We start from the raw sequence: 8,245 nt of genomic DNA, 5'->3' as shown, positions 1-8,245 counted from the left end.
GGGGCGGGTGCGCACCGCCAAGCCGATCGTGCTGCTGGGCGAGCGCGACGTCCCCGACCACCTCAACCACGTGCGCCTGGCGAACGAGTCGGGTGCCCGCCTCGCCACGGCGCACATGATCGAGCGTGGATCGCGCCGCATCCTGGCGCTCGGATGCTCGTTCGACGCCGCGCACATGATGACGACGGACCGCCGAGTCGGGTGGGAGCACGCGTGCAGCGAGGCCGGGCTCGCCCCCGACCCGGCCTACGTCGTGCCCGTGAGCGACTACACGGCTCTCGGTGGTCGCGACGCGATGCTCGAGGTCATCGCCTCGGGGCTGCCGTTCGACGGGGTCTTCGCCGTCACCGACATGGTCGCGCTCGGAGCCCTGTCCGCCCTGGCGGACGCCGGGCTCCGTGTGCCCGACGACGTCCAGCTCGCCGGGTTCGACAACCTCGACATGTCGCGCTTCGTCCCTCCGGGCATCACGTCGGTCGACGCCAACCACGAGGGCGTGGCCGAGGCGGCGGTCGGACTGCTGCACCGCCAGATGTCGGGCTGGACCGGCCCTGCCGAGCACGTCGTCGCACCCGTCCGCCTCGTCGTGCGTGGATCCACTCGCGGCGACGCCTAGCCACACCCGAGCGAGCTGCTCGTCGCGTCACCCACGTCGCTACCCGGTCAAAGGAGACCACCCTCGTGAGCACCCCTGTGCCTCCGCCTGCCTCCACGGCAGTCCGCGAGACGACGACCACCACGACAGCGATCATCGATCTCGACCTGCCCGGTGCGACGATCAGCCGGCACGTGTACGGGCACTTCGCGGAGCATCTGGGCCGGTGCATCTACGGCGGGTTCTGGGTCGGAGAGGACTCGCCCGTCCCGCACGTGCGGGGCATCCGGTCCGACGTCGTCGCGGCCCTGCGCGACCTGCGGATCCCGAACCTGCGCTGGCCGGGCGGCTGCTTCGCCGACGACTACCACTGGCGCGACGGGGTCGGCCCGCGCGACCAGCGGCCCAGGATGGTCAACTCGCACTGGGGCGACGTCGTCGAGGACAACGCGTTCGGCACCCACGAGTTCATGGACCTGTGCGAGCTGCTCGGGGCGGACCCGTACGTGTCGGGGAACGTCGGGTCCGGCAGCGTGGCCGAGATGTCGGACTGGGTCGAGTACCTGACCCGGGCGGACGACTCGCCGATGGCGGCGCTGCGCCGCGCGAACGGGCGCGACGAGCCGTGGCGCGTGCCGTTCTGGGGATTGGGGAACGAGGCGTGGGGGTGCGGCGGGAACCTGCGTGCGGAGCAGTTCGCGTCGTTGGCCCGGCACTACGCCACCTACTCGCGCAACCACGGGGGCAACGCCCTGTACCGGGTCGCGGCCGGCGCGAACGAGGCGGACCTGCACTGGACCGAGACCTTGATGCGTTCGTTCGACGACCTGGCGGCAGACCCGGCCGAGCCCGCCCGGCCGTTCCAGGCCGTGTCGCTGCACTACTACACGATGTCGGGCTCGTGGGCGGACAAGGGCGACGCCACCGGGTTCAGCACCGACGAGTGGTACACGACGATGGCCCGGGCCCGCCGCATGGATGAGCTGCTCACTCGCCACTCGACGGTGATGGACCGCTACGACCCCCACCGCAAGGTGGGCCTGGTCGTCGACGAGTGGGGCACCTGGTGGAACGTGGAGCAGGGCACCAACCCGGGCTTCCTGTACCAGCAGAACACGCTGCGCGACGCGCTGGTCGCGTCGGTGCACTTCGACGCGTTCCACCGGCACGCCGAGCGGGTCGTGATGGCGAACGTCGCGCAGACCGTCAACGTGCTGCAGGCCATGGTCCTGACGGATCCCGACACGGGCGCGCTGGTGCTCACCCCGACGTACCACGTGTTCGCGATGAACGTCGGGCACCATGACGCCGCCGCGCTCGCCGTGCACCTGCGGGGCGTGCCGACGCGGACCGCCGACGGGACCGAGCTCCCGCTGGTGTCGGCGTCCGCCTCGGTCAAGGGCGACACCGCGCTGGTCTCGTTGTCGAACCTCGACATCGACGCCGACCGCACGGTCGTGCTCGACCTGCGCGGCCGCGACGTCGTCGGGTACGAGGCGCGCGTGCTGACCGCACCCGTCCTGGACGCGCACAACACGCCGGAGCATCTCGACGCCGTCGCGCCCACCGCGCACCACGGTGTGCGGCCCCACGCGCGCGGGCTCGAGGTCGACCTCCCCGCCCACTCCTACGTCACCGTCAGTCTGGGCCTGCGTTGACGGGACGTGGCGACCGGGCGCTGACCATCGCGAACCCGGTCATCTTCGCGGACGTCCCCGACCCGGACGTCGTCCACGACGGTCGGCACTACTACATGGTCAGCACCACCATGTACTTCGCGCCGAGCGTGCCGATCCTGCGCTCGAGCGACCTGGTGCACTGGTCGATCGTCGGCTACACCGGCCCGATCCTCGACGACACGGACGCGCTTGCTCTGCGGAACGGGGAGAACGCCTACGGGCAGGGCACCTGGGCCGCGAGCATCCGGTACCACGAGGGCACGTTCTACGTCTCGGTCGGCAGCCTGACCACCCAGAAGACGTACGTCTACGCGACGCCGAGCATCGAGCACGGGCCGTGGACGAGGTCGGTCCTCGACGGCTACGCGCACGACCAGTCGCTCCTGTTCGACGACGAGGACGCCTACCTCGTCTACGGCAGCGGAGTGATCGACCTGCGCCGGCTCGGCCGGGACGACTCAGGAACCTTCGTCTGGGACGGCCCGGCGACACGGCTCGTCGAGGACGCCGACGTCGACCAGACCAGCGGGCTGAGCGCCGAGGGTGCGCACGCCTACAAGGTCGGCGACCACTACTACGTCTTCATGATCGAGTGGCCGACGGACGGGCTCCGCCAGCAGGTCGTGTGGCGGTCGACGTCCTTGACGCCACAGTCCCAGGGCGGCAGCTGGGAGGGCAGGGTGGTGCTCAGCCAGGCGGTGTCGGTCGAGGGACGCCAGGGCGACGGCGTCGCTCAGGGGGGCGTCGTGCAGGCGGCTGACGGGCAGTGGTACGCCATGCTCTTCCAGGACGAGGGGCCGCTCGGGCGCTCACCGCAGCTCGCGCGCGTGACCTGGGACGAGGACGGGTGGCCGGTCTACGCGCTCGACGCCATGACGGTCTCCGCGGGGGCGCCGTCGGCGGGAGCGACCGACCTCCTCGTCTCGGACGACTTCGACAACCAGCCCACGCCGGCCGGCTACTGGAACACGTCCGACTCCGGTGATCTGACGGCGTCGGACGAGAACGCGTGGAACTTCTCGAGCCTCGGGCTGTCGTGGCAGTGGAACCACAACCCGGACAACCGGTTCTGGTCGCTCACCGAGCGGCCCGGCCACCTGCGGCTGACCACGGGCAGCATCGCGTCGGGCATCCTCGACGCCCGCAACACGCTCACCCAGCGCACGTGCGGCCCGACGAGCGCCGCGGCGATCTCGCTGGACGTCTCCGCGATGCGGGACGGCGACGTCGCCGGCCTGTCCGCGTACCAGCAGAAGTACGGGTACGTGGCGGTCGAGATGGCCGAGGGCGCCCGGCGGCTCGTGATGCGCCGTGCCGACCGGCAGGGGCGCGTCGCCTTCACCAGCGCTCCCGTGCCGCTGACGGCCGAGACGGTCCTGCTGCGCGTGGACGTGGACTTCCGGGACGCCGCCGACCGCGCCACGTTCGCCCACTCGCTCGACGGTGCCGCCTGGTCGCCGATCGGCGACGACCTGGCGATGGAGTACAGCCTCGACCACTTCACCGGGTACCGGTTCGCGATCTTCTGCTACGCCACGGCCGAGACCGGCGGGCACGTGGACGTCGACTGGTTCCGGGTCGGCGACGACATCGACGGCCGCGGGCCGTCAGCACACCATCGGGAGGTGCCTGGCGGGGACGGACCCCAGGAGGCACCGCGTGGACCAGAGGAGATCTCCATGCCGCAGGAAGTGCACGCTCTCGACGAGCTGCGAGTGGACGGCGCGACGCCGTCGGACGCACCGCTGAACCACGTGTGGAACCAGTGCGTGGGCGCGGGCCGCGCCAACGAGGCGCTGCGCGCCGACTGGCAGGCCCAGTTCCGTGAGGCCGTGGACGTGCTGGGGGTCCGCTTCGTGCGGTTCCACGGCCTGTTCCACGACGACATGTTCGTCTACCGCGCCACCTACGGCGGCGGCTTCGCCCCGCCGGAGGTGCTGCCCGAGGCGCAGATCACCTTCAGCTACGTGGACATGGTGTTCGACGCGATCCTCGACGCGGGTGCGCGCCCGTTCGTCGAGCTGGGGTTCATGCCCCGGGAGCTGGCCACGCAGACCGAGACGCTGTTCTGGTGGAAGGCGCACTGCAGCCCGCCCACCGACATGGGGGAGTGGGTCCGCCTTGTGAGCGAGACGGTGCGGCACTGGATCGAGCGGTACGGCCTCGACGAGGTGCGGCAGTGGCGGTTCGAGGTGTGGAACGAGCCCAACCTGGTGCCCCACTTCTGGACCGGCACCCGCACCGAGTACTTCGAGCTCTACGAGGCCACGGCGCGCGCGCTCAAGGCGATCGACCCGCAGCTCAAGGTGGGCGGCCCGTCGACGTCCGTGTTCGTGCCCGACGCCCGCTACGCCGGCGAGACCTACGACCGCGCGGCCGAGTTCGCCACCGGCCGGGCACCCGATCCTGACGCGCTCGACTGGCAGCCGGTCTGGGTCCGTGAGCTCATCGACTACTGCGCTGAGCGGGACCTCCCGGTCGACTTCCTCTCGACCCACCTGTACCCGACGGACTACGCGGCCGACGGCACCGGCAGCGGCTTCACGGCCATCCATCGCCACGTGGACGCCACCGAGCAGGACCTGCGCCTGATGCAGGAGCTCATCGCGGCGAGCCCGTACCCCGACGCCGAGCTGCACATCACCGAGTGGTCCAGCTCGCCGTCGAGCCGGGACCGCACGCACGACACCCTCTTCGCCGCGACGTACATCACGCGTGCGTTCCTGAAGGGCGCCGCGCTCGCGGACTCGATCTCCTACTGGACGTTCACGGACATCTTCGAGGAGGGCGGTGCGGGGCTCGGCCCGTTCCACGGCGGCTTCGGGTTCGTCAACGAGCAGGGCATCCACAAGCCCACGTTCCATGCCGTCGCGATGCTGAACCGCCTGGGCGACCGTGTCGTGCACCAGGACGAGCAGGGCATGATCACCCGGTCGTCCGACGACGGCCGCGTGTCCGCGGTGTTCCTCAACTACCCCGCCGAGATGGGCACCCGCGGTGTCGAGCAGCACGACTCGTACGCCGCGGCGCGCCTGTACAAGGAGATCGGCACCGCCCGGCGGGTCCGCCACACCGTCGCGGGCCTCGAGCCGGGGACCGTCTTCCAGGTCGAGCTGCTCGACTGGGAGCACGGCAACGCCGCCGAGGCATGGCACCAGATGGGGGAGCCGCTCAACCTCACGCGCGCCCAGACCGCCGAGCTGAAGGCGATCGCAGACGACCTGCGCCGGTGGACCGTGCCGGTCCCCGAGTCGGGCGTCCTCGAGATCGACATCGACCTGCCGGCCTGGGCCGTCGCCTCCGTCGCCCCGGTGGCTTCCACGGCCGTCGTCGGGGACGAGACGGGGACGGTGCACGCATGACGCCCGACGCGCGGCACGTCGTGACTGCCGGCACAGACACGAACGGCCCCGAGCCGAAGCCCGGAGCCGTCATGCTCGCTGTCTCAACGAGTGTCCGGAGGGGGACTTGAACCCCCACGCCCTTACGGGCACTAGCACCTCAAGCTAGCGCGTCTGCCATTCCGCCACCCGGACAGGTGGACCATCGAGGAGCCCGGAGGCGCCCCGTGGTGCGGCAGAAAGATAGCACGGTGAGTCGGCCGCGCTTGCATCGGCCCGGAGGGGCAGACTCGGGCAGAGACGAGACGGCGGCGGCTCGCAGCAGTGCTCCGGCCGCCGACGAGGCAGCGGAAGGGGTCACGCATGGCGGAGCCCGGCGAGCGTGCCGGAGCGCAGCAGGGCACGCGACCGGCCCGTCGGGTCGCGGGTGTGCGGCGCAACGCACCTGCGGTGGAGTACGACGCGCCGCGCTGGCTCCGCTCGCTCGCGGGGGCGTCGTGGCGCGCGATCGTCGTCGTCATCGCCGTCGGGATGGTGTTCTACGCCACGGCGCAGGTCAAGCTGCTGTTCATCGCGGTGTTCCTCGCGCTGGTGTTCACCGCGGTGCTGCGCCCGCTCGTCGAGCTGCTCGCGCGCTTCCTGCCCAGGTTCGTGGCCACGGGCGTCGCGATCCTCACGGGTGTGCTGTTCTTCGTCGGGCTCCTGACGTACGTGGGCTACTCGGTCGCGAACGAGTGGGAGGACCTGTCCGACCGGTTCAGCGACGGGCTCGGCCAGATCGTCGAGTTCCTGGAGAGCGGCCAGCTGCCGTTCCGCATCACGAGCGAGCAGATCGCCGGGTGGATCAACGACGGGCAGAAGTGGCTGCAGGACCACGCTGGTGACCTTGCCGGTCAGGCCGCGCAGAGTGCCGGGTCGGTCGTCGAGGTGCTCACGTCGCTCGCGCTGGCGATCTTCTGCACGGTCTTCTTCCTGGCGCGCGGGCGCGAGATGTGGACGTGGTTCCTCAACCAGCTGCCCGAGCGCTTCCGTGAGGGCTGGATCCAGGCGGGTGGCGCGGGCTGGTACACGTTCTCCGGCTACACGCGCGGCACCGTGATCATCGCCGTGACCGACGGGATGCTCGCGTTCGTCCTGCTGCTGATCCTCGGGGTGCCGCTCGCGGCGCCGCTCGCGGTGCTCGTGTTCATCGGCGCGTTCATCCCGCTCGTCGGCGCGCCCGCCGCCATGGTCATCGCGATGATCGTCGCGCTCGCGGCCAACGGGTTGTGGTCGGCGGTGTTCGTCGGTGTCGGGATCGCGCTCATCGGCCAGTTCGAGGGGCACGTGCTGCAGCCGCTGGTCATGGGCAAGCAGGTCTCGATCCACCCCGTCGTCGTGGCGCTCGCGGTCGCCGGCGGGACGCTCACCGCGGGCATCCTCGGAGCGGTCGTGAGCGTGCCGCTCGTCGCGGTGGCGTGGGCGATCTTCTCGCGGCTGCGCACGCTGGACCCGCCCATGACGGTCGACGAGGCGGACGACGGCATGGGGCCTCAGGGCGCTCGGGTCCGCGACGAGGACGCCCCCGTCTGAGCCCCGCCCGGCTGCTCAGGTGTGCAGCGACGCGAGGAGCCTGCCCAGCTGCGCGACGTAGTGACCGCCGAAGAGCACCGCGTGCACGCCCACGGGGTACAGCTGGTGCAGCGCGACGCGGCGGCGCCAGCCCTCGCGCAGGGGCCGCTCGTCGTCGTAGGCCGCCAGGACCTCGTCCAGGTGAGGGAGGCCGAACAGCGCCAGCATCGCCAGGTCCGTCTCGCGGTGCCCGCCGTGCGCCGCGGGGTCGATCAGCGTCGCGCCCACGCGCGTCCACACGACGTTGCCGGCCCACAGGTCCCCGTGCAGGCGAGCGGGCGGCTCGTCGTCGTCCCACGCGCCCTGCTCGGCGCGGTCGGCGACGCGCGCGAGCCTGTCGAGCACGCTCGTCGGTGCGATCCCGAGGAGCAGCGCCGCCAGCGGTCGCAGCCGCCGCACGGCGAGGAACTCGCCCCAGCGCTCGTGCCGCCCGGCGGGCATCGTCAGCGGTGCGTCGAGCGGCCCGAACCACCCGTCGCCGTCCCAGCCCGCGGGTGGCGAGCCGAACGCGGGCGCGCCCGCCGCGTGGGTGCGTGCCAGCAAACGACCGAACGCCGCGGCCGCGTCGCGACTCGGCGGGACGGCGACGAGCCGCTCGAGGTCCAGGTGGTCCTCGGCGACGTCCAGGACGCGCACGACGGGAGTCCCCGCGGCCGCCCGCAGCCACTCGAGACCCGCGGCCTCGCACGCGAAGAAGCCGCTCGGGGTGCCGGGTCTGCTCTTGCGGAACACCCCGTGATCCTCTCGCGCGACGCTCGCCGACGAAGGATGCTGGGACCGGCAGCGCCGCGACCCGGCGCGCCGCACCCGCACGCCGGGCACACCCCCGCCCACGCACCCAGGGAGCCGAGATGATCGTCGCAGTCCCGCAGGAGACCAAGAACCGCGAGTACCGCGTGGCGCTCACGCCCGCGGGCGCCCACCAGCTCGTGACCGACGGGCATCGGGTCCTCGTCCAGACCGGGGCCGGCTCGGGATCGGCGATCGGCGACGACGAGTACCGCGCCGCGGGCGCGGAG

Annotated in this window: 5 protein-coding genes, 1 tRNA gene and 1 pseudogene; 5 read left to right on the top strand and 2 right to left on the bottom strand. The window is 71.8% G+C overall.

Annotation, left to right across the window (positions count from 1 at the left end):
- The 3 genes from CWIS_RS19550 to CWIS_RS18140 all read left to right on the top strand — a co-directional run.
- On the top strand, window positions 1-616 hold a 616-nt coding region (locus tag CWIS_RS19550), incomplete at its 5' end, for a LacI family DNA-binding transcriptional regulator (RefSeq protein WP_048344014.1).
- Window positions 617-681: 65 nt separating this feature from the next.
- The gene (locus tag CWIS_RS14215; protein ID WP_048343973.1) at window positions 682-2,253 is read left to right on the top strand and encodes an alpha-N-arabinofuranosidase; all 1,572 of its coding nucleotides are present in this window, start codon (window positions 682-684) and stop codon (window positions 2,251-2,253) included.
- Window positions 2,250-5,636 carry a family 43 glycosylhydrolase gene (locus CWIS_RS18140; RefSeq protein ID WP_082156487.1) on the top strand — a complete coding sequence of 1,129 codons (3,387 nt, stop codon included), beginning with the start codon at window positions 2,250-2,252 and terminating at the stop codon, window positions 5,634-5,636. The genes CWIS_RS14215 and CWIS_RS18140 overlap by 4 nt, the downstream gene beginning before the upstream one ends.
- A 91-nt stretch (window positions 5,637-5,727) precedes the next feature.
- On the opposite strand, the gene CWIS_RS14200 is transcribed toward CWIS_RS18140, so the two are convergent.
- A tRNA-Leu gene (locus CWIS_RS14200) sits at window positions 5,728-5,810 on the bottom strand.
- Between the two features lie 168 nt (window positions 5,811-5,978).
- Here CWIS_RS14200 and CWIS_RS14195 point away from each other — a divergent pair.
- Window positions 5,979-7,187, top strand: coding sequence for an AI-2E family transporter (locus CWIS_RS14195; RefSeq protein WP_048343972.1), 1,209 nt, complete (start codon window positions 5,979-5,981; stop codon window positions 7,185-7,187).
- Between the two features lie 15 nt (window positions 7,188-7,202).
- Here the strand turns inward: CWIS_RS14195 and CWIS_RS14190 are convergent, their stop codons facing one another.
- Window positions 7,203-7,958 carry a fructosamine kinase family protein gene (locus CWIS_RS14190; protein ID WP_048343971.1) on the bottom strand — a complete coding sequence of 252 codons (756 nt, stop codon included), beginning with the start codon at window positions 7,956-7,958 and terminating at the stop codon, window positions 7,203-7,205.
- A 119-nt stretch (window positions 7,959-8,077) separates the two neighbouring features.
- Here CWIS_RS14190 and CWIS_RS19545 point away from each other — a divergent pair.
- Window positions 8,078-8,245, top strand: a pseudogene (locus tag CWIS_RS19545) (alanine dehydrogenase); the annotation flags it as partial.

Origin of the sequence: Cellulomonas sp. A375-1 (genome assembly GCF_001040865.1) — a bacterium.
Taxonomy (GTDB): domain Bacteria; phylum Actinomycetota; class Actinomycetes; order Actinomycetales; family Cellulomonadaceae; genus Cellulomonas; species Cellulomonas gelida.
The sequence above is the reverse complement of the archived record's forward strand: the minus strand, read 5'-3'. Positions and strand labels throughout refer to the sequence as shown.

What these genes read in the sequence shown, in the direction of transcription:
- CWIS_RS14195 (WP_048343972.1), top strand. Translation starts at nt 5,979, where the DNA reads ATGGCGGAGCCCGGCGAGCGTGCCGGAGCGCAGCAGGGCACGCGACCG.